The sequence below is a fragment of the Achromobacter sp. HZ01 genome (assembly GCF_003267925.1).
In the GTDB taxonomy this organism is placed as follows: domain Bacteria; phylum Pseudomonadota; class Gammaproteobacteria; order Burkholderiales; family Burkholderiaceae_B; genus Achromobacter; species Achromobacter pulmonis_A.
The window spans coordinates 617,421-636,491 of record NZ_LWKV01000001.1; the positions used below are offsets into that span (position 1 = coordinate 617,421).

General features: G+C 68.2%; 15 protein-coding genes. 9 read left to right on the plus strand and 6 right to left on the minus strand.

Annotation, left to right across the window (positions count from 1 at the left end; all coding sequences use genetic code 11):
• Positions 1 to 8 precede the first annotated feature (8 nt).
• Positions 9 to 890, minus strand: a complete 882-nt coding sequence (locus tag A6B37_RS02940; RefSeq protein WP_111824845.1) for a LysR family transcriptional regulator — start codon at positions 888 to 890, stop codon at positions 9 to 11.
• Between the two features lie 143 nt (positions 891 to 1,033).
• On the opposite strand from A6B37_RS02940, the gene A6B37_RS02945 reads away from it, so the two are divergent.
• Complete coding sequence (locus A6B37_RS02945) at positions 1,034 to 2,650, plus strand: FAD-dependent oxidoreductase (protein ID WP_111824846.1); 1,617 nt, start codon at positions 1,034 to 1,036, stop codon at positions 2,648 to 2,650.
• A gap of 6 nt (positions 2,651 to 2,656) precedes the next feature.
• Here A6B37_RS02945 and cfa read toward each other — a convergent pair whose 3' ends face one another.
• Entirely contained in the window at positions 2,657 to 3,838 is a 1,182-nt protein-coding gene (cfa, locus tag A6B37_RS02950; protein ID WP_111824847.1) for a cyclopropane fatty acyl phospholipid synthase, read from the minus strand.
• A gap of 271 nt (positions 3,839 to 4,109) precedes the next feature.
• On the opposite strand from cfa, the gene A6B37_RS02955 reads away from it, so the two are divergent.
• The 3 genes from A6B37_RS02955 to greB all read left to right on the plus strand — a co-directional run bounded on the left by A6B37_RS02955 (position 4,110) and on the right by greB (position 6,579).
• Positions 4,110 to 5,045 carry an alpha/beta hydrolase gene (locus A6B37_RS02955; RefSeq protein WP_111824848.1) on the plus strand — a complete coding sequence of 312 codons (936 nt, stop codon included), beginning with the start codon at positions 4,110 to 4,112 and terminating at the stop codon, positions 5,043 to 5,045.
• Positions 5,046 to 5,111: 66 nt separating this feature from the next.
• Entirely contained in the window at positions 5,112 to 5,957 is an 846-nt protein-coding gene (locus A6B37_RS02960) for a 3',5'-nucleoside bisphosphate phosphatase (RefSeq protein ID WP_102772040.1), read from the plus strand.
• A 70-nt stretch (positions 5,958 to 6,027) separates the two neighbouring features.
• Positions 6,028 to 6,579 (plus strand): transcription elongation factor GreB, encoded by a 552-nt coding sequence (gene greB, locus A6B37_RS02965; RefSeq protein ID WP_111825528.1) that lies wholly within the window; start codon positions 6,028 to 6,030, stop codon positions 6,577 to 6,579.
• Positions 6,580 to 6,710: 131 nt separating this feature from the next.
• On the opposite strand, the gene A6B37_RS02970 is transcribed toward greB, so the two are convergent.
• Genes A6B37_RS02970 through A6B37_RS02980 form a run of 3 tightly spaced genes read right to left on the minus strand, consistent with a single transcriptional unit; the run spans position 6,711 to position 9,649 of the window.
• Positions 6,711 to 7,739 (minus strand): DctP family TRAP transporter solute-binding subunit, encoded by a 1,029-nt coding sequence (locus A6B37_RS02970; RefSeq protein WP_111824849.1) that lies wholly within the window; start codon positions 7,737 to 7,739, stop codon positions 6,711 to 6,713.
• Between the two features lie 57 nt (positions 7,740 to 7,796).
• Entirely contained in the window at positions 7,797 to 9,095 is a 1,299-nt protein-coding gene (locus A6B37_RS02975; protein WP_102772038.1) for a TRAP transporter large permease, read from the minus strand.
• A complete protein-coding gene (locus A6B37_RS02980) occupies positions 9,092 to 9,649 on the minus strand; it encodes a TRAP transporter small permease (protein WP_102772037.1) in 558 nt (185 codons plus the stop codon). Before A6B37_RS02980 ends, A6B37_RS02975 begins: the two co-directional genes overlap by 4 nt.
• A 360-nt stretch (positions 9,650 to 10,009) precedes the next feature.
• Between A6B37_RS02980 and purL the strand changes: the two genes are divergently transcribed.
• Positions 10,010 to 14,059: a phosphoribosylformylglycinamidine synthase gene (gene purL, locus A6B37_RS02985; protein ID WP_111824850.1), complete on the plus strand. Its 4,050-nt coding sequence runs from the start codon at positions 10,010 to 10,012 to the stop codon at positions 14,057 to 14,059.
• Positions 14,060 to 14,118: 59 nt separating this feature from the next.
• On the opposite strand, the gene A6B37_RS02990 is transcribed toward purL, so the two are convergent.
• The gene (locus tag A6B37_RS02990) at positions 14,119 to 15,042 is read right to left on the minus strand and encodes a LysR family transcriptional regulator (protein WP_102772035.1); all 924 of its coding nucleotides are present in this window, start codon (positions 15,040 to 15,042) and stop codon (positions 14,119 to 14,121) included.
• A gap of 207 nt (positions 15,043 to 15,249) precedes the next feature.
• Between A6B37_RS02990 and A6B37_RS02995 the strand changes: the two genes are divergently transcribed.
• Genes A6B37_RS02995 through A6B37_RS03010 form a run of 4 tightly spaced genes read left to right on the plus strand, consistent with a single transcriptional unit; the run spans position 15,250 to position 19,045 of the window.
• Entirely contained in the window at positions 15,250 to 16,425 is a 1,176-nt protein-coding gene (locus A6B37_RS02995; protein WP_246842421.1) for an ABC transporter substrate-binding protein, read from the plus strand.
• A gap of 30 nt (positions 16,426 to 16,455) precedes the next feature.
• Positions 16,456 to 16,971 carry a thiamine pyrophosphate-binding protein gene (locus tag A6B37_RS03000; RefSeq protein WP_102772034.1) on the plus strand — a complete coding sequence of 172 codons (516 nt, stop codon included), beginning with the start codon at positions 16,456 to 16,458 and terminating at the stop codon, positions 16,969 to 16,971.
• Between the two features lie 9 nt (positions 16,972 to 16,980).
• Complete coding sequence (locus tag A6B37_RS03005; protein WP_246842353.1) at positions 16,981 to 17,583, plus strand: thiamine pyrophosphate-dependent enzyme; 603 nt, start codon at positions 16,981 to 16,983, stop codon at positions 17,581 to 17,583.
• Between the two features lie 31 nt (positions 17,584 to 17,614).
• The gene (locus A6B37_RS03010; protein WP_111824851.1) at positions 17,615 to 19,045 is read left to right on the plus strand and encodes an aldehyde dehydrogenase family protein; all 1,431 of its coding nucleotides are present in this window, start codon (positions 17,615 to 17,617) and stop codon (positions 19,043 to 19,045) included.
• Positions 19,046 to 19,071 lie beyond the last annotated feature (26 nt).

The window sequence follows — 19,071 nt, forward strand, 5'->3', positions numbered from 1 at the left end:
GCGCGCCGTCAGCCGAAGGCGGCGCGCACGGCGGCGAAGGCGGCGTCCACCAAGGGGTCGGCGCGCCGCGAGGCCTGGGTGATGAAGGACAGTTCTGCCTGGATCGACAGGCCCTTGATCAGCAGCACGCCGTTGGCCTGGGATTCGCGCAGCGCGATGGAATCGCGGGCCAGCGACAGGCCGACGCCCGAACGCACCAGGTCCAGCATCGAGGCTTCCTGGTCGACCTCGGCCACCGCGTTGGGCGCGATGCCCAGGGCTTCGAACTGCGCGGCCAGCAGGCGGTGGTGCACGGAATCCGGGGGCGTCCAGATCCACGGAAGCGCGGCGATCTCGGCCCAGCCGCGGCCGGCCACCTGCGCGCCCCAGCCTTTGGGCGCGACCACGCTATACGTGAACGAAGCCAGCGGCAGCGCCTCCAGCCCCGCGGCGGCGTCGCCCGGCGCGCCCAGGAAGAAACCCACGTCCAGCTCGCCCGCGCGCACCAGCCTGCCCACCGAGCCGGACATGCCGTGGCGCAGCGTGGGACGGATCTTGGGATAGTGCTCGACCAGGTGCTGCAGCGTGGCGCCCAGCCGCAGGAATTCCGGGTCCAGGATGGTGCCGATCCGCAGCTCGCCCTGCACGGTGTCGCGCAGCGCGCCGATGGCGCGCTCGAAATCGTCCAGCGCGTCCAGCACCCGCTGCGCCGCCGGCAGCAGCGCGCGGCCGTCGGCGTTCGGCGCCAGCCCCTGGGCGGTGCGCGCGAACAGCGCCAGGTCCAGCGATTCCTGGAAATTCTTGAGCTGCAGGCTGAGCGCGGGCTGGGTCAGGTGCAGCTGCTCGGCCGCGCGCGTCAGGTTGCCGGCGCGGGCCACGGCGGCGAAGCTGCGGATATGCTTGAGATCCATGGCTGGATGGGGGTGGGGAAGTCGAGCTTTATTAAAGACGCTTATAAAGCGTTTTTCAACAATTCATTGGACAGGCGCGCAGCACTGCGCCAGAGTCATGGCAAAGTCCGGCATCCGCCCGGGCATGAAAATAAGAAGCGCTTATGGAGACATACGACTACATCATCGTGGGCGCGGGTTCGGCCGGCTGCGTGCTGGCCAACCGGCTCAGCCGCGATCCGTCCGTGCAGGTGCTGCTGCTGGAGGCCGGCGGGCGCGACAACTACCACTGGATTCACATTCCGGTGGGCTATCTGCATTGCATCGGCAATCCGCGCACCGACTGGATGTACCGCACCGTGGCCGAGCCCGGCCTGGGCGGCCGTGCGCTGATCTACCCGCGCGGCCGCGTGCTGGGCGGCTGCTCGTCGATCAACGGCATGATCTACATGCGCGGCCAGCGCGAGGACTACGAAAACTGGGCCGCGCTGTCGGGCGATCCGGCCTGGAGCTGGGACCAGGTGCTGCCGGTCTTCAAGCGCAGCGAAGACCACCACCGCGGCGCAGACGAGTTCCACGGCGCGGGCGGCGAATGGCGGGTGGAGCCGCAGCGGCTGCGCTGGGACATCCTGGAGGCTTTCGCCGAGGCGGCGGAGCAGGAAGGCATCCCGCGCGTGGCGGACTTCAACCGCGGCGACAATTTCGGCAGCGGCTACTTCGAAGTGAACCAGCGCCGCGGCTGGCGCTGGAACACGGCCAAGGCCTTTCTGCGGCCGGTGCGCCAGCGCCCGAACCTGCGGGTGGAAACCGGCGCGCTGGTCGAGCAGCTGGTGTTCGAAGGCAAGCGCTGCGTGGGCGTGCAGCTCAAGCGCGGCGAGACCGGCGCGACGATGCGCGCGCGCCGCGAAGTGGTGCTGGCGGCCGGCGCCATCAACACGCCGCAGCTGCTCGAATTCTCGGGCGTGGGCGAGCCGGCGCGGCTGCGCGAAAGCGGCATCGCGCTGCGCCACGCCCTGCCCGGGGTGGGTGAAAACCTGCAGGACCATCTGCAACTGCGCGTCATCCTCAAGGTCGACGGCGTCAAGACCTTGAACCGCATCGCCTCCACCTGGTGGGGCAGGGCGGGCATCGGCCTGGAATACCTGGTCAACCGCAGCGGCCCGATGAGCATGGCGCCGTCGCAGCTGGGCGCCTTCGCCAAATCGGACCCGGGCCAGGCCCGCGCCAACGTCGAGTTCCACGTGCAGCCCCTGTCTTTGGGCGCCTTCGGCGAGCCGCTGCACGGATTCGACGCCTTCACCGCCAGCGTCTGCAACCTGCGGCCCACCTCGCGCGGCAGCGTGCATGCGCAGGGCCCGCAAGGCGCGGGCCTGGCGCCGGTGATCGCGCCCAACTACCTGAGCACCGAGGAAGACCTGCGGGTGGCGGCGGATTCCATCCGCCTGGTGCGCCGGATCGCCGCGGCGCCGGCGCTGCAGCGCTACCGACCGCAGGAATGGCTGCCGGGGCCGGCGTACGAGAACGAAGCCCAGCTGCGCGAAGCGGCAGGCAAGATCGGCACCACGATTTTCCATCCGGTGGGCACCTGCGCCATGGGCCGCGACGCCGACGCCGGCGCGGTGGTCGACGCGCGGCTGCGCGTGCATGGGCTGGAGGGGCTGCGCATTGCGGACGCGTCGGTGATGCCGCTGATCACGTCCGGCAACACCAATTCGCCGACCATCATGATCGCCGAACGCGCGGCGGACCTGATCCGCGCGGACGCGGGGCAGGCCGCGTAGCGAAGGTCAGCGCAGCGAGCGGTACATGTCCTGGCGCTGCGGGTGGGTCAGCATCACTTGCCAGAGCTGGCCCTCGCGCGAGCGGAAAAAGCCCGCGCAGCACATCAGGTAGTACTTCCACATGCGGTAGAAGCGCTTGCCGTAGCGCGCTTCCAGCGTGGGCCAGGCGCGTTCGAAGTTATCCCACCAGGCCATCAGCGTGCGGTCGTAGTCGGCGCCGAAGTTGTGCCAGTCCTCGATGATGAAACGGCCTTCCACCGCCGTGGCGATTTCGCGCGCCGAGGGCAGCTTGCCGTTGGGGAAGACGTAGCGGTCGATCCAGGGATCGGTGCTCTGGCTGGTGGCGGCGATGCCGATGGTGTGCAGCAGGAAGGCGCCGCCGGGCGCCATCAGGCGCTGCACGTGGGTGAAGTAGGTGTCGTAGTTCTTGGGGCCGACGTGCTCGAACATGCCGACCGACACGACCTTGTCGAAGCTGCCTTGCAGGTCGCGGTAGTCCTGCAGCAGCAGTTGCACCGGCAGGCCCTGCACGCGCTGCTGCGCCAGCGCCAGCTGTTCCTTGGAGACGGTCACGCCGGTGACCTTGACGCCGTAGCGCTCGGCCGCGAACTTGGCCAGCCCGCCCCAGCCGCAGCCGATGTCGAGCAGGGTTTCGCCCGGCTTGAGCTGCAGCTTGCGGCAGATCATGTCCAGCTTGGCTTCCTGGGCCTGTTCCAGGGTCTCGGCATGTTCCCAGTAGGCGCAGGAATAGATCATGCGGCTGTCCAGCATGGCTTCGAACACGTCGTTGCCGGCGTCGTAGTGCTGTTTGCCGACCTCGAACGCGCGGCTCTTGGACTGCAGGTTGAAGAGCTTGTGGCGCAGGTGTTCGGCGATCAGCTTGAGGCGCGCCAGGCCCAGCGCCGCCGATCCCACGTCGGCGCGCAGCAGGCGGGTGAAGAGCTCGTCGAGCTGGTCGCAGTCCCATTCGCCGTCCATGTAGGACTCGCCCAGGCCCAGCGACCAGCTTGCGAACACGCGGTCGTACATGTGCTTGTCGTGGACGCGGATGTCCCAGGGGCGCGTACCGTTGATCTGGACGTCGGCGCGGGCCAGGACGTCCTGCAATACTTTGGGGGCTTGGGGAGGGGGGAGGCTGACGGCCTGCTCATCGGTGGTCAGCGGGGAGGCGGGACTGCTTTGCTGCATACGGACTCCATATCAATTTGGGAAGACTGATCTGGCAATGCTCGAGGCTGCGTACTTTGGCGCGAAACGGCGGGCAACTCCAATTTAAATGTTGAATCGCGCCGATAGGCTAATTCACCTTCCGCCCGGCGGGTGGGGCGTCGATCCGGATGGCGTGATCGTAGCGATGCGCGCTCCGATAGTCCAGGGCCGCGGTCCGAGTTCGGCGCCATCCTATAAGATACCGGCCTGGCGCACCGTGCCGGCGCGCGCAGACTCGTGGAGTGCATCGATGCAGGACGCCCGCCTGGAACCCCGTTTGGAATTCGTCACCTGCGCCAGCCCGGCCGGGCTGCATCGCATGGCCTATTGGGAATGGGGCGATCCGGCCAACGACGAGGTGCTGGTCTGCGTGCACGGCCTGACCCGCAGCGGCCGGGATTTCGACACGCTGGCCCGCCGCCTGGCCGACCGTTACCGGGTGGTCTGCCCGGACGTGGTGGGCCGGGGGCGTTCGGACTGGCTGAGCAACCCCGCTTTCTACACCGTGCCGCAGTACGTCTCCGACATGGTGACCCTGCTGGCCCGCCTGCGCCCGGCGCGCCTGGCCTGGCTGGGCACCTCCATGGGCGGGCTGATAGGCCTGGCGCTGTCGGGCGCCGCGGTATACGCGCAGGCCATGCTGGCGATGCGCCCGCATGCGGGCATGCTGCCGCCGTCCGAAGGCGTGCGGCTGGACAAGCTGGTGCTCAACGACGTCGGCCCGCGGCTGGAGACCGGCGCGCTGGCGCGTATCGGCCAGTATGTGGGCGAGCCGGCCGAATTCGAGTCGTTCGACGCGGCCGTGGCCGCCATGCGCGCCAACTCCACGACGTTCGGCCCGCATACCGACGCGCAATGGGCCGAGCTGGGACGCTATCTGTACCCCGAACAGGGCGGCAAATGGGTCAAGCACTACGACCTGGCGCTGGCCCAGGCCCTGGCCGCGCAGACGCCGCAGGAACTGGCCGCCGGCGAGCAGATCCTGTGGCGCGCCTATGACACCGTGGCCTGCCCCATCCTCATCGTGCGCGGCGAGCAATCGGATCTGCTGACCCGCGCCACGGTCGAAGAAATGCTGGCGCGTAATCCGCGCGCGCAGGCGCACGAAGTGGCCGGCGTGGGCCACGCGCCCACGCTGATGGCCGACGAGCAGGTCGAACCGGTGGCCGCGTTCCTGCTGGGTTAGCGCCCTGCCAAACCAGGGACGGACACGGCGCTATCCACGCTGGCGGGGCTTCTCTACAATAGCCCCATGAACGCGCGCACCCTGAATATCGACCTGCATTGCCATTCCACCGTCTCGGATGGCGCGCTCGCGCCGCGCGACGTGGCGCAGCGCGCGCATGCCAATGGCGTGGACGTCTGGGCCCTGACCGACCACGACGAGGTCGGCGGCCTGGCCGAAGCCGCCGCCGCGGCGCGCGAACTGGACATGGAATTCGCCACCGGCGTCGAGATCTCGGTCACCTGGGCCGGCCTGACGGTGCACATCGTCGGGCTGCGCTTCGATCCGGCCGACCAGACGCTGATCGAAGGCCTGCGCAAGACCCGCGCCGGCCGCGCCGAACGCGCCAAGCGCATCGGCGAACGCCTGGCCGAGATGGGCATGCCGGGCGCCTACGAAGGCGCGCTGCCGTTTGCCGGCAATCCCGAACTCATCAGCCGCACGCACTTCGCGCGCTACCTGGTCGAGGCCGGCTATTGCCCCGACGTGCAGACCGTATTCAACAAACACCTGGGCGACGACCGTCCCGGCCACGTGCCCATGCAATGGGCCACGCTGGCCGAAGCCGTGGGCTGGATACGCGGGGCCGGCGGCCGCGCCGTGATCGCGCATCCCGGCCGCTACAAGTACACGCCGCTGCAGTTCGCCGCGCTGTTCGACGAGTTCCTGCAACTGGGCGGCGTCGGCATCGAGGTCAACACCGGCAGCCATACGGTCGAAGAGGCCCGCCACTACGCGGACGTGGCGCGCCGCTACGGCTTTCTCGCCTCGCGCGGCTCGGACTTCCACAGCCCCAAGGAAAGCCGGATGGACCTGGGCCGCCTGCCGGCGCTGCCGCCGGACCTCAAGCCGGTCTGGCACGACTGGTTCTGACCCGGGCGGCGGCCCGTCCGCCACGCCCGCCATGCTATCGACTGTGACCGCGCCCAACGGCGCAACCGCCATGAACAAAGCATTTGTTAAAGAATCCGATCAAGAGGACGACGACGATCTGCCGCAGGCCCAGGCGCTGCCGGCCGGCACCAAGAACTACATGACGCCCGGCGGCTACGAACGCCTGCGCGGCGAGCTGACGCACCTGATGAACGTGGAGCGTCCGGCCGTGGTGCAGGTGGTGTCCTGGGCTGCGTCCAACGGCGACCGCTCGGAGAACGGCGATTACCTCTACGGCAAGAAGCGGCTGCGCGAGATCGACCGCCGCATGCGCTTTCTGACCAAGCGGCTGGACTTCGCCGAGGTGGTCGACCCGGCCGCCCAGCCCAACCGCGACCAGGTTTTCTTCGGCGCCACGGTGCTGTATTCCGACAAGGCCGGCGAAGAGCACCGCGTGACCATCGTGGGCGTGGACGAGGCCGAGCCGCTGGCCGGCAAGATCAGCTGGATCTCGCCGGTGGCGCGCGCGCTGATCAAGGCCAGGGAAGGCGATACGGTGGTCTTGCGCACGCCCGGCGGCATCGAAGAGCTGGATATCCTGGAAGTTTCTTACCCGGCGTAACGGGGCCGCCTCAAAAAAATACGGGCGCCGGCTCGTGGCCGGCGCCCGTTGGCGGGCGGGATCTGGCGTCCCTGCCTCGGTTGGCGGCTTGCGCCGCCGGTTCCCCTGGGGCTTGCTGTGTTCTTGCGGGCTTACTTCTTGCGGCTGGCGATGGACTTTTCGGCCAGGTTCACCAGGTCTTCGCCGATCTGCTTTTTCCACTTGTCGTAGACGGGCTTGGTGGCCTTGACGAAGGCTTCATGGTCGGCCTGCGACAGCGAGGTGACCTTGACGCCGTGGCCCTCGATCTCCTTGAGCAGCGACGGGTCCTCGGGCGTCACGCCCTTGCGCGCGATCACGATCTGCTGCTTGCCGGCGTCCAGCGCGGCCTGGCGCACGATGTCGCGGTCTTTCTCGGACCAGGAATTCCACACCTCGCGGTTGACCACGAAGATCAGCGGGTCGGCCACGTAGTTCCACAGGGTCAGGTACTTCTGGCCCACGGTGTAGAGCTTGGAGCCGGTGTAGATCGACAGGGGGTTTTCCTGGCCGTCCACGGCGCCGCTGGCCAGCGCGGGCTGGGCGTCGGCCCAGCTCATCTGGGTGGGGTTGGCGCCCAGCGCGGTGAAGGTGTCGATATACAGCGGCGAGCCCACCACGCGCAGCTTCATGCCCTTCATGTCCTCGGGCTTCTTGATCTCGTGCTTGGAGTTGCTGAGCTGGCGGTAGCCGTTCTCGCCCCAGGCCAGCGGCACCACGCCGGCCTTCTCGATCAGCTTGAACATCTGCTTGCCGACCTCGCCCTGCACCAGCGAGTCGATGGCGGCGTAGTCGGGCATCAGGAAGGGCAGGGAGAACAGGTTGAGCTGCTTGACCTGCGGTGACCAGTTGATGGTGGAGCCCACCGCCATGTCGATCACGCCCTGGCGGATGGCGGTGAATTCGCGGGTCTGGTCGCCCTGGACCAGCGAGGTGCCCGGGTAGACCTTGATGTTGATGCGGCCTTCGGTGCGCTCGCGCACCAGGTTGGACCAGATTTCGGCGCCCTGGCCCCACGGGAAGGTGGTGCCCACGACGATCGAGAGCTTGTATTCGGACTTGTAGTTCTGGGCATGCGCGGGCGTCATGCCCGCCACTGCCGCCGCGCACAGGGCGGCGCCGATCAGGTTGCGGAACTTCATGTTGCGTCTCCTCTCTTTGCTAGTCTGTCTGTTGTTGTGTAATGCAGGTCAGCCGCTTCAATAACCGAGCTTGTGGGGCAGCCACAGCGCCAGCTGCGGGAAGGCAAGCACCGCCACCAGCACCAGGAACATCGCGCCCAGCAGCCACACCACCCAGCGCACCGTGGACTCCATCGGCACGCGCGCGATGCGGCAGGAAACCATCAGGTTCACCGCCAGCGGCGGGGTGAACTGGCCCAGCGCCACCTTCAGCGTCAGGATCACGCCGAACCACACCGGGTCCCAGCCGTAGGCGTTGGCGATCGGCATGAGCAGCGGCACGAAGATCAGGAAGATGGAGATGCCGTCCAGGAACATGCCCACGGTCATGAGCAGCAGGATCAGCAGCGCCAGCACGCCCCATTCGCCGAGGCCGGAATTGACGATGGCGTGCGTGACGGGATCGATGATGCTGAGCGTGGACAGGGCCCACGCGAAGATGCCGGCCAGCGTCACCACCAGCATGATGACGGCGGACAGTTCGGCGGCTTCGCGCAAAATGGTGAAGAGGTCGCGCAGCTTGATGCTGCGGTGGATGCACATGCCCACGAACAGCCCGTAGAACACCGCCACCACGGCGGCCTCGGTGGGCGTGAACCAGCCCATGCGCATCCCGCCCAGGATCAGCACCGGCGCGGCCAGGCCCCACGAGGCCTCGCGCAGGCTGGCCCAGAATGGCGGGCGCGGCAGATGCGCCTCGAGCGCGCCCATCTTGTGCTTGCGCGCCAGCCACACCGCCGGAATGATCAGCGCCAGGCCGGCCAGGACGCCGGGCACCATGCCGGCGGCGAACAACGCCGGCACCGAGGCGCCGGGCACCAGCACCGAATAGATGATGAAGGCCACCGAGGGCGGGATCAGGATGTCGGTGGCGGCGCCGGCGGCCACCACCGAGGCCGAGAACGAACCCGGATAGCCGGCGCGCGACATGGCGGTGATCATCACCGCGCCCACGGCGGCCGCGCAGGCCGGGCCGGAGCCGGAAATCCCGCCCAGGAACATGGCCACCGCGATCGACACCAGCGGCAGCATGCCCGGGCCGCGCCCGACGATGGCGATGGCGAAATCCACCAGCCGCTTGGCCACGCCGGAGCGGTCGAAGATCGACCCCACCAGCACGAACATGGGAATGGCCAGCAGCGGATACTTGGCCAGTCCGGCGTAGAAGTTCTGCGGCACCGTCAACAGCCCATACCAGGGCGTGTCCAGGTTGGACAGCACGATGGCCACGGTGCCGCCGATGCCCAGCGCCACGCCGACCGGCACGCCGATCAGCATGAGCACGATGAAGACGGTGAAGAGGACGCCCGCGATCATGGCTGGCCCCGGCTGGCGGAATCGGCCGCCACGGGGGCGCGCGCGATGCGGCGCAATATGCCGATGGTGCGCAGCGAGATCGCCGCGGCCATGACGGGCAGCCAGATCGAATACCACCAGGTCGGCACGCCGATGGCCGGCGAGGTCTCTTCGTAGATGTATTCGTCGGCCACCAGCTTGACCGACAGCACGGTCAGCAGCAGGAAGAACGCCAGCACGCAGCCGTTGGAGATCAGCGCCATGATGCGCTGGCGGCGCGGCGAACCCGAGTCGGCCAGGATCTCGATGCGGATGTGGTGGTTGCGCACGAAGGCCATGCTGCCGCCGGCCATGGTCAGCACGATCAGCAGGAACACCGAGATTTCTTCGGTCCAGGCGAAGGACTGGTCGGTGAAATAGCGCACCAGCACGTTCAGGAAGGTGATGATGGCCAGCGCCGCCAGCAGGATCACGGCCAGCCAGTCCTCGATGGCCAGCGGCACTTTTACGGCGGGATCGGGTTCTGCGGGGATGATCGGTTCTACGGGCTCGGCGGGGGCTTCGGGGCGGGACATGAGGCAACGGCCAGCGCGCGGGTAGGCGCTTTGCTTTTTATTTGTGGGGTCGCTGCATCCTACCGTTGCGCCGTGGGCGCGATAGTTCGTGTTTTCCCGCGGTGCGGGATGGACGCAACATGGTGCGTCGCAGCATAAATTTCCGGGCCAGGCCTCCAGGATGGCAGGTAAACGGGGACTGCATAAGGAAATGCGCGCGGATATTGCCATGCACCATCTTCGTGCATGGGCGGCGGAATTCTTTTGTAACCTCGGCCGCCGGCGGCGCCTGAACGGACCGGTTGCAGCGCGGCTCCGGGAAAACCCCCTAAACGGGTAAAATCGCTTTTTGCTCCTTCTACCTTATACGGCGCCCGCATCGTGTCCCTAGTTCAGCATCTGCCTGGTTCCTCCGTCCTGTCCTCTTTCCGTCGCGATCGCCTGCTGGCGCAGCTGAAGGAAGCCGGCCTGCCGGTGGCCGACATATCCGCCCGCTACGAGCACTTCGTCAGCACCGACGCCGCGCTCACGGCCGAGCAACAGAACCAGCTTGCCCAACTGCTGGACTACGGCACGCCGGCCACGGGCGAGGCGCCGGCCAAGAGCCTGGCGCTGCTGGTCATTCCCCGCCTGGGCACGATTTCGCCGTGGGCCAGCAAGGCCACCGACATCGCCCACAACTGCGGCCTGACGGCCGTGCACCGCATCGAGCGCGGCGTGCGCTACGTGATCACGCCCGAACGCGGCCTGCTGGGCGCCAAGTCCTTCGACGAAGCCATGCTGGCGCGCGCCGCCGACTGTCTGCACGACCGCATGACCGAAACCGTGGTGGACGCCAGCTTCGACGGCCAGGCGCTGTTCCAGCCGCTGGCCGGCAAGCCCATGCGCACGGTGGACGTGCAGGCGCGCGGCGCCCAGGCGCTGGTCGAGGCCAACGCCACGCTCGGCCTGGCCCTGTCCGACGACGAAATCGAATACCTGGCCAAGTCCTTCGGCGACCTGGGGCGCGACCCCACCGACGTGGAACTGATGATGTTCGCCCAGGCCAACAGCGAACACTGCCGCCACAAGATCTTCAACGCCCAGTGGGTGATCGACGGCCAGGCGCAGCCCAACACGCTGTTCGGCATGATCCGCGCCACGCACAAGGCGCAGCCGGCCGGCACGGTCGTGGCCTATTCCGACAACGCCGCCATCATGGAAGGCGGCCCCGCGCAGCGCTTCCAGGCCGGCGTGCCGGGCGTGACGGGCGAGGGCGCGGAAGGCGCCAAATACATCCGCCGCGACACCGTCGTGCACACGCTGATGAAGGTGGAAACGCATAACCACCCGACCGCGATCGCGCCGTTCCCGGGCGCTTCCACCGGCGCCGGCGGCGAGATCCGCGACGAAGGCGCCACCGGCCGCGGCTCCAAGCCCAAGGCCGGCCTGACCGGCTTCACGGTCTCGCACCTGCGCTTCGACGACGCGCTGCAGCCCTGGGAAGCCGATCACCACGGCCTGCCCGATCGCATCGCCTCGCCGCTGTCCATCATGATCGACGGACCCATCGGCGGCGCCGCCTTCAACAACGAATTCGGCCGTCCCAACCTGCTGGGCTACTTCCGCTCGTTCGAGCAGACCGCCGGCGGCACCCGCTGGGGCTACCACAAGCCCATCATGATCGCCGGCGGCCTGGGCAGCATCGACGCCGGCCTGACGCACAAGGAAGTCATTCCCCCCGGCGCGCTGCTGATCCAGCTGGGCGGCCCGGGTTTCCGCATCGGCATGGGCGGCGGCGCCGCCTCCAGCATCAGCATGGGCAGCAACTCGGCCGAGCTGGACTTCGACTCCGTGCAGCGCGGCAACCCCGAGATCGAGCGCCGCGCCCAGGAAGTCATCGACCGCTGCTGGCAGCAGGGCGACAAGAACCCCATCATCGCCATCCATGACGTGGGCGCGGGCGGCCTGTCCAACGCCTTCCCCGAGCTGGTCAACGACGCCGGCCGCGGCGCCATCTTCGACCTGAAGCGCGTGCCGCTGGAAGAATCCGGCCTGTCGCCCGCCGAAATCTGGAGCAATGAATCGCAGGAGCGCTACGTCCTGTCGATCCTGCCGCAAGACCTCGACCGCTTCGACGCCATCGCGCGCCGCGAACGCTGCCCGTACGCGGTGGTGGGCGTGGCCACCGAAGAGCGCCAGCTGCGCGTGGTCGACGGCGAAGGCCTGCCCGGCCTGGACACGATCCGTCCGCAAGGCGAGGCCGAGGTGCGTCCGGTGGACGTGCCGATCGACGTGATCCTGGGCAAGCCGCCGCGCATGACGCGCGAGGTGACGCGCCTGCCCGGCGTGTCCGCGCCGCTGGACCTGGCCGGCATCGACCTGACTGACGCCGCCTACCGCGTGCTGCGCCACCCCACCGTGGCCAACAAGACCTTCCTCATCACCATCGGCGACCGCACCGTGGGCGGGCTGTCCAGCCGCGACCAGATGGTCGGCCCCTGGCAGGTGCCGGTGGCCGATTGCGCCGTGACGCTGGCCGACTACGAAGGCTTCCGCGGCGAAGCGATGTCCATGGGCGAGCGCACCCCGATCGCCATGCTGGACGCGCCGGCCTCGGGCCGCATGGCCGTGGCCGAGGCCCTGACCAACCTGGCCGCCGCCGACGTGGCGCGCCTGGAAGATATCAAGCTGTCGGCCAACTGGATGGCCGCCTGCGGCGTGGACGGCCAGGACGCGGCGCTGTACGACACGGTGTCCGCCGTCAGCGAGCTGTGCCAGGCGACCGGCCTGTCGATTCCGGTCGGCAAGGATTCGCTGTCCATGAAGACCTCGTGGCAGCAGGACGGCGAGCAGCGCCAGGTGGTGGCGCCGGTTTCGCTGGTGGTTACGGCCTTCGCGCCGGTGGCCGACGTGCGCGCCAGCCTCACGCCGCAGCTGCGCACCGACGCCGGCGACAGCGTGCTGATCCTGATCGACCTGGGGCGCGGACGCCATCGCATGGGCGGCTCGATCCTGGCGCAGGTCTATAACCAGGTCGGCGAGACCGTGCCGGACATCGACGCGCCGCAGGACCTGCGCGCCTTCTTCGTCACCATCCGCACGCTGGCCGAAGCCGGCACCATCCTGTCCTACCACGACCGCTCCGACGGCGGCCTGTTCGCGACCCTGGTGGAAATGGCCTTCGCCGGCCGCACCGGCATCTCGGTTAACCTGGACATGCTGACCTTCGATCCGCAATCGGCGGATTGGGGCGACTTCAAGATCCGCCCCGAGCAGGTGGCGGTGCAGCGCGACGAACTCACGCTCAAGGCGCTGTTCTCGGAAGAGGCGGGCGCCGTGATCCAGGTGCCGGCCTCGCAGCGCGACGCCGTCATGCAGGTGCTGCGCGGCGCGGGCCTGTCGGCCCACTCGCACGTCATCGGTGGCCTGAACGGCGCCGACGAAGTGGAGTTCTACCGCGACGGCAAGAAGGTCTGGGGCCAGCCGCGCGCCGACCTCGGCCGCGCCTGGAGCGAAGTCTCCTACCGCATCATGGCGCGCCGCGACAACCCGGCCTGCGCCCAGGCCGAACTGGACGTCTGGAACGATACCCAGGACCCGGGCATGAGCCCCAGCGTGGCCTTCGACCCGCAGGAAGACCTGGCCGCGCCGTTCATCAACACCGGCAAGCGCCCGCGCGTAGCCATCCTGCGCGAGCAGGGCTGCAACAGCCAGGTGGAAATGGCCTGGGCCTTCGACACCGCCGGCTTCGAGGCCATCGACGTGCACATGACCGACCTGCTGTCGGGCCGCGTGGACCTGGCGCAGGCGCAGGGCCTGGTGGCCGTGGGCGGCTTCAGCTACGGCGACGTGCTGGGCGCCGGCGAAGGCTGGGCGCGCACCATCCGCTTCAACAGCAAGCTGTCGGATCAGTTCGCCGCGTACTTCGCGCGCCCCGACACCTTTGCGCTGGGCGTGTGCAACGGCTGCCAGATGATGGCCGCGCTGGCGCCCATGATCCCGGGCGCCGAATTCTGGCCGCGCTTCACGCGCAACCAGTCGGAAAAGTACGAGGCGCGGCTGTCCATGCTGGAAGTGGCCAAGTCGCCGTCGATCTTCTTCGCCGGCATGGAAGGCGCGCGCGTGCCGGTCGCCGTGGCCCACGGCGAGGGCTATGCCGACTTCTCGCTGCAGGGCGACGCCGCCCGTGTGCTGGCCGCCGCGCGCTATATCGACAACCGCGGCCAAGCCACCGAAGCCTATCCGTTCAACCCCAACGGCAGCCCCGGCGGCCTGACCGCGGTCACCACTGCCGACGGCCGCTTCACGGTCATGATGCCGCACCCCGAGCGCGTGACCCGCAACGTCATGATGTCGTGGGCGCCCGAGAAGTGGGGCGCGGCCGACGCCGGCGGCGCGTTCAGCCCGTGGATGCGCATGTTCCGCAATGCCCGCGTCTGGCTCGCCTGATGGGTTCCGCGCGTTGGGGATCTGGGTTCTGGCCTGGGTCTCCGCGCGCTGCACCCATCCTACGACGCACGCTTCAACGACTTCATGAACCGCTGCGCGCGCGTGACTGCGTCCTGCGCCTCGGCGGCCAGCGCGGCCACGAAGCGCTGGGCCGCCAGGCTGAGCGGGCGACGCGGATGATTCACCACCACCAATTGGCGCTGCATGTCGGCGTGGATGCGGCGTACCGACAGGGCGCCGGCGTCCAGTTCGTGCGCGATGGCGCTGACCGGCAGGATGGTGGCCCAGGCGCCTGACTTCACCAGCTCCAGCGTCGGGGTCAGCGCGTCCATTTCCAGGCGCGGGCGCGCGGCCGCGCCGCGTTTCTTCAGCACCGGATCGATGATGGCGCGCAGGCCCTGACCCAGCGACGGCACGATCAGCGCGTCGATCGACAGGTCCTTGAATTCGACGTTGCGCAGCGGGCTGCCGGCGGCGGTCACCAGCACCAGTTCCTCGCTGACCAGCGGACGCATCTCCAGGCTGCGCACCGGCTGGATCAGGTTGACGATGGCCACGTCCAGCTCGCCGGCGTCCAGGCGCTCGACCAGTCCCGCGCTATAGGCCTCGGTCAGCCGGATCGTGACGTCGCGGTTCTCGGCGCTGTAGAGCGAGAGCGCGCGCGGCACGATGCTGGCGCCCAGCGACGGCACCGTGCCCACCCGTATCAATCCCGACGTGCCGCCGCTCAGGTCCAGCATGCGCTGGCGCACGCTTTCCACTTCCTTCGACAGCGGCAGCAGCATCTTGTACAGATCCACCCCCGCGGCCGTGGGCGTGACGCCGCGGCTGGAGCGTTCGAACAGCTGAACCTTCAAGGTCTTTTCCAGCTTGGCCAGCTGCGTGCTCAGCGCGGACTGGACGATGCCCAGCTCGGCGGCGGCGCGCGTCATGCCGCCGTTGCGGTACAGGCAGAGAAAACACTCGATCTGGCGTAAATCCATGGTGCGCAGGAGGGGCGGGCGATACCGGATTATAGGGATCGGAAACCGGCGCCGAATGTCGGTCTAGGGGTAAACGATATGAAAAAAATAGATCGTAGGTGAATATATTATTAAAAACAGAGATGGCTTTGGCGATCCTGCGGCAAGGCCGACACAGCAAGGAGACAAGACGTGGAAACCAGTACGAAAGTGTTAGGTGCCGTCGCGTTGGCGGTAGTCGGCATCTGCGGGACGGGAGCGGCAAGCGCCCAGGGCGACACGGTGAAGATCGCCTTCGTCACGGACATGAGCGGTCCTTATTCGGACTTCGACGGCGTCGGCGGCCTGGACGCGATCCGCATGGCGGTGGCGGACTTCGGCGGCAAGGTGCTGGGCAAGCCGATAGAAGTGCTGGCGTCCGACCACCAGAACCGCGCCGACATCGCGTCGAACCGGGCTCGCCAGTGGTGGGACCAGGACAAGGTCGACCTGGTGATAGGCGGCTCCAACTCGTCGGCCTCGCTGGCCATCAGCACCATCGCGGCCGAGAAGAAAAAGGTCTTCATCAGCGCCGGCGCGGGCGCCGACAGCCTGACCGAGGAGGCCTGCAACGCCTACACGGTGCGGTACACCTATTCGACCTCGGCGCAGGCCCGCGGCACGGCGGCGGCCATGGTGGCGCAGGGCGGCAAGAGCTGGTTCATGCTGACCGCCGATTACGCATTCGGCTATTCGCTGGAGAAGGCCAGCATGGACGTGGTGCAGGCCAACGGCGGTTCTGTTTCCGGCACCACCCGCCATCCGCTCAATACTTCGGATTTCTCGTCCTACCTGATGAAGGCCCAGGCCTCCAAGGCGCAGGTGCTGGGCCTGGCCAACGGCGGCGGCGACCTGATCAATTCGATCAAGACGGCCAAGGAATTCGGCGTGAGCGACCAGATGCGCCTGGCCGGCCTGATGGTGTTCATCACCGACATCCACAGCCTGGGCCTGGACACCACGGCCGGCATGTACCTCACCGACGGCTGGTACTGGGATCTCGACGAACGCTCGCGCGCGTTCAGCAAGCGCTTCCACGAGCGCAACAAGAAGATGCCGACCACCTTCCAGGCCGGCGACTATTCCGCCACCACCACCTACCTGAAGGCGGTGGAGCGCGCCGGCACCACCGACTCGGACGCGGTCATGAACGCGCTGAAGTCCATGCAGATCGACGACATGTTCACCAAGGGCTATATCCGGGCCGACGGCGCCATGGTCCACGACATGTACCTGATGCAGGTCAAGTCGCCCTCGGCCTCCAAGGGCGAGTGGGACTACTACCGGAAAGTGGCCACCATCCCCGGCGAGGAGGCCTATGCGCCGACCAAGCCCGGCGTGTGCAAGCTGCAGGCAAAGATCTGAATTCCCATCCCTTACCGGAGGCAGGCAATCATGGCGGAAAGTTGGCCCGAGCTGGTTTATCGGAACTTGAAGGAAGCCGGCATTACGCAAATGGCGTACGTGCCCGACGCCGGGCACGGCCGGCTGATCAAGCTGTTCGAGGCGGACCCCGACGTGGAAGCGATTTCGCTCACCACCGAAGAAGAAGGCGTGGCCATGCTGGGCGGGGCCTGGCTGGGCGGGGCCAAGGGCGTGCTGCTGATGCAGTCCAGCGGCGTGGGCAACTGCATCAATATGCTGGCGTTGACGCAGGAGTGCCGCATGCCCTTGCTGTGCCTGGTCACCATGCGCGGCGAATGGGGCGAGTTCAATCCCTGGCAATGTCCCATGGGCCAGTCGGCCGTGGCGGCGCTGGAAGCGGCGGGCGTCTACGTGCAGCGCGTCGACCGCGGCGAGGACGCGCCCGAAACGGTGCGGGCGGCCAGCCTGCTCGCGTTCAATTCGAACCGGGCGGTGGCCGTGGTGATTTCCCAGCGCGTGCTGGGCATCAAGAACTTCAGCAAGTAGGACGGGACCATGCAGATGAACGCGACGGCGACGATGAACCGGCGGGCGGCGGTGGCCCGCATACTCGACAGGCGCGGCGACGCGCTGGTGGTGGCCAGCCTGGGCAATCCCACATACGACACGTCGGCCGCGGGCGACGACGAGCGCAATTTCTACGTCTGGGGCGCGATGGGCGGGGCCTGCATGGTGGCCTTCGGCCTGGCGCTGGCGCAGCCCGGCCGGCAGGTGCTGGCCTTCGTCGGCGACGGCGAAATGATGATGGGCCTGGGCTCGCTCGCCACCATAGGGGTGCGCGCGCCCTCGAACCTGAAGATCATCGTGATCGACAACGAGCACTACGGCGAGACCGGCATGCAGCCGGCGCATTCCGGGCGCGGCGTGGACATCGCCGGCGTGGCGCGCGCCTGCGGCATCGCGGACGCGGCCACGGTGCGCAGCGAGGCGGAGCTGTCGGACCGCATTCCGGCCCTGCGCGAACCGGGCCTGCAATGCCTGGTGTTAAAAGTGTCTTCGGCGCCCGAGCCCGGCAGCCTGCCGCCGCGCGACGGTCCCTATCTCCGGTCGCGCTTTCGCGAGGCGGTGCTGGGCAAGGGCAAGGGCGGCCACGCGTGAAACGATCAAAGACCATAACTAGGAGCAGACAGTGACGCAGAAAGCAAACTACATCGGCGGCGCCTGGGTGGAAGGCCCCGATGCGATCGAGAACCTCAACCCGGCGGACCCCGCGGACGTGATCGGCCTGTACGCCAGCGCCGACCAGGCGCAGATGCGCCAGGCGGTGCAGGCCGCGCGCGACGCGGCGCCCGCCTGGGAGCGCAGCAGCACGCAGCTGCGCAGCGACATCCTGTTCCGCGCGGCTAACGAGATCCTGGCGCGCAAGGAAGAGCTGGGCGCCCTGGTCTCGCGCGAGGCCGGCAAGACCCTGGCCGACGGGGTGGGCGAGGTGATGCGCGCCGGACAGGTGCTCCAGTTCTTCGCCGGCGAGGCGGTGCGCTACGGCGGCGAAAACCTGCCCTCCGTGCGCCCGGACATCGGCGTGCAGATCAGCCGCCATCCGGTGGGCGTGGTGTCCATGATCACGCCCTGGAATTTTCCCATCGCGATCCCGGCCTGGAAGATCGCGCCGGCCCTGGCCTTCGGCAACACGGTGGTGCTCAAGCCTTCCGAACACACGCCCGGCGCGGCCTGGGAACTGTTCGCCATCCTGGAGCGCGCCGGCCTGCCGGCGGGCGTGGCCAACCTGGTCAACGGCTATGGCGCGGCGGCGGGCCAGGCGCTGCTCGACGGCGCAGACGCCGTGAGCTTCACCGGCAGCGTGGCCACCGGCCGCAAGATCGCCGCCGGCGCCAGCGAACGCATGATGCGGGTGCAGCTGGAGATGGGCGGCAAGAACCCGCTGGTGGTGCTGGACGACGCGGACCTGGACGTGGCGGTGGAGTGCGCGCTCAACGGCGCCTTCTATTCGGCCGGCCAGCGCTGCACCGCGTCCAGCCGGCTGATCGTGGCCGACGGCATCCACGACCGCTTCGTGCAGGCCCTGACCGACAGGATGCGCAGGCTGGTGGTGGGCGATCCGCGCACCGCCGGCACGCAGATCGGCCCGGTCATCAACGCCGCCCAGCTGGAGAAGATCCTGGGCTACATCGAGCTGGGCCGCAGCGAGGGCGCCACCCTGGCCGAAGGCGGCAAGCGCGCCGAGGCGGCCACGGCCGGCCATTTCCTGCGTCCGACCCTGTTCACCGAAAGCAGCAACGCCATGCGCATCAACCAGGAGGAGATCTTCGGCCCGGTGGCCGCGGTGATCCGGGTGTCGGGCTACGACGAGGCGCTGCAGGTCGCCAACGACACGGCTTTCGGCCTGTCCTCGGGCATCTGCACCACCTCGCTCAAGCGCGCCAACCACTTCCGGCTGAACGTGCGCAGCGGCCTGACCATGGTGAACCTGCCCACCGCCGGCCTGGACTACCACGTGCCCTTCGGCGGCGTGAAGGCGTCGAGCTTCGGCCCGCGCGAACAGGGCCGCTACGCCGTGGACTTCTACACCTCGACCAAGACGGCCTACATCGGCTATTGAGCAACCGCGCGACACGATCGGCGCTC

Excerpts from the sequence above, each read along its gene's own strand:
- A6B37_RS03000 (WP_102772034.1), top strand. The coding sequence starts at position 16,456 with ATGGCGGAAAGTTGGCCCGAGCTGGTTTATCGGAACTTGAAGGAAGCC.
- A6B37_RS02945 (WP_111824846.1), top strand. The coding sequence starts at position 1,034 with ATGGAGACATACGACTACATCATCGTGGGCGCGGGTTCGGCCGGCTGC.
- A6B37_RS03005 (WP_246842353.1), top strand. The coding sequence starts at position 16,981 with ATGCAGATGAACGCGACGGCGACGATGAACCGGCGGGCGGCGGTGGCC.
- greB (WP_111825528.1), top strand. The coding sequence starts at position 6,028 with ATGAACAAAGCATTTGTTAAAGAATCCGATCAAGAGGACGACGACGAT.
- A6B37_RS02960 (WP_102772040.1), top strand. The coding sequence starts at position 5,112 with ATGAACGCGCGCACCCTGAATATCGACCTGCATTGCCATTCCACCGTC.
- A6B37_RS02955 (WP_111824848.1), top strand. The coding sequence starts at position 4,110 with ATGCAGGACGCCCGCCTGGAACCCCGTTTGGAATTCGTCACCTGCGCC.
- A6B37_RS02990 (WP_102772035.1), bottom strand. The coding sequence starts at position 15,042 with ATGGATTTACGCCAGATCGAGTGTTTTCTCTGCCTGTACCGCAACGGC.
- A6B37_RS02940 (WP_111824845.1), bottom strand. The coding sequence starts at position 890 with ATGGATCTCAAGCATATCCGCAGCTTCGCCGCCGTGGCCCGCGCCGGC.
- A6B37_RS02980 (WP_102772037.1), bottom strand. The coding sequence starts at position 9,649 with ATGTCCCGCCCCGAAGCCCCCGCCGAGCCCGTAGAACCGATCATCCCC.
- A6B37_RS02970 (WP_111824849.1), bottom strand. The coding sequence starts at position 7,739 with ATGAAGTTCCGCAACCTGATCGGCGCCGCCCTGTGCGCGGCGGCAGTG.
- A6B37_RS02975 (WP_102772038.1), bottom strand. The coding sequence starts at position 9,095 with ATGATCGCGGGCGTCCTCTTCACCGTCTTCATCGTGCTCATGCTGATC.
- cfa (WP_111824847.1), bottom strand. The coding sequence starts at position 3,838 with ATGCAGCAAAGCAGTCCCGCCTCCCCGCTGACCACCGATGAGCAGGCC.